The sequence below is a fragment of the Halocola ammonii genome (assembly GCF_049334165.1).
Taxonomy (GTDB): Bacteria; Bacteroidota; Bacteroidia; order Flavobacteriales_D; family Sanyastnellaceae; genus JBEGHD01.
Map to the genome: position 1 here is coordinate 1 of NZ_JBEGHD010000032.1, position 1,666 is coordinate 1,666.

2 protein-coding genes are annotated in these 1,666 nt (G+C 37.8%); both read right to left on the reverse strand.

Features of this window, described 5'->3' with window-relative positions; genetic code table 11:
- Window positions 1-162: 162 nt before the first annotated feature.
- Window positions 163-585: a hypothetical protein gene (locus ABHV44_RS16105; protein ID WP_459075742.1), complete on the reverse strand. Its 423-nt coding sequence runs from the start codon at window positions 583-585 to the stop codon at window positions 163-165.
- The coding region (locus ABHV44_RS16110) for an RHS repeat domain-containing protein (protein WP_459075743.1) at window positions 582-1,666 on the reverse strand (1,085 nt) is incomplete at its 5' end. The genes ABHV44_RS16110 and ABHV44_RS16105, both read right to left, overlap by 4 nt.

Here is a 1,666-nt window from a genome sequence, read left to right on the forward strand (position 1 = left end):
TGGCTATCAAAGATGCCAAGGACAAATATCACTACTCCAAAAAACTTAAGGTTTCTGACCTCAGAGTTTTAAAAGCAACTGCAGAGGTTAGAAATCAGGTGCGGTGATGAAGACCTATGTTTTCACATCGGACTCACTCCAAGTCTATGCTTTAATAGAACTCTATTTACATTGAAGAACACCTTTTTCTAGTTCCACATACCGTTCATCATAAACATAAATTAGGGAGTCGGGATCATGAATAACTCTTGGATAATCTTTAACTATCACAACCTCCACAGAATTACCAGCTGAATCGGCAAGACTATTGTATATTCTCATAAAAGAGGAATCTGATGGATAATTAAGATCTTCAACAAGTAATGCCCTTACTAAATCATCACAAAAAATCGGGTGCACCAAAACTGTATCATTTCCATATTTGAAAAGAAAAGGATCGTAAATACTATCCTTTCCTATTACCTTTTTTTTGTGTTGCCCTGAATAGATATTCGAAAAAAGTTTATTCTTTTCACTTCTCTGGCATCCCAGAAGGAGTACAATGCTTAATAATAATGATACAAAGACACTCTGATAACAACTCATTGCTTGCCTCCATATTTTTGCATAAGACTTTCTTCTGACTCTTCTACTGTGCCATAGCGCCAATAATTATAGATCGCACCATCCACGTCAAACTCAATTCCCGGTATTGAACTTTTTGAAAGATAACCCCAGCCATATTCATAATAGTTATCAATTAATCCAGCTCCCCCTTTTGGAGTTGTATATAGAAACCTTACATCATTCTCACCATAAAATTTAAATCTAAAATAGTTTTCAAAGCCCACTGCCTGAATCTCGCTGAATGGGACAAAATTCTCCGTATGGGTGAATAATGCCACATATGACTCTCCTCCTAAAGTCATTGCCTGGTGTCCATGCCAAAGCTCGTGAGCTAAAACTGTAGTAAAATTAAAATCAACCCCATCTTTGTCATCTTCGTAAACTTCTTCTCCTATCGGCATGTTAATATTAAAGATCATTGTACCATCAATTAAGTTCCCAGCACTTCTATACTTTCCTGAAGCAACTAGTTTCTTAAACTGGTTTTCTCTTTTTTGATCAAGTATACCAAATCCTGCTCCATACAATGAACGTCCACCAGGTCTAATATCTAATACCTGATCATAATTATTCACTAATCCATTTATTACTTCAGCTCCCACTTCTGTTGAGTGCACTTCATTAAGCGAATTTATCACTCGAGCAGCAAATTCATCATCCGTAGGCGGTTTCATCCCCGGGATATAAAGTCTCATCATTCCGTGCCAATACACATAAATTGCCTCTCCATCAGGATCAACAAATAAGATAGGGTTATTTCCAAAAGCGTTATATGGTGATGCATATGGATATTCTGATGCCTGAGGATCCACTTTCCACCACCTCATTATCCTTGGGTCATACATTCTAGATCCAAAATCATAGGAGTTCCCACTCCCAGCAATCTCATCATCTTTAAGCATTCCGTTAAACCCGAAGTCGTAAGAAGTTTCATTAAAACTCATCCCGGGCATGAGAGACCCGCCTGTGAAGTAGTTAACATCAGATTTTTGGGGTGCTACGGATTTTCCCTTGATCACTTCCAGATTTTTTCCAAAAGCGTCTAAAGGCCTTTCCTCTT

Excerpts from the sequence above, each read along its gene's own strand:
- ABHV44_RS16105 (WP_459075742.1), bottom strand. The coding sequence starts at position 585 with ATGAGTTGTTATCAGAGTGTCTTTGTATCATTATTATTAAGCATTGTA.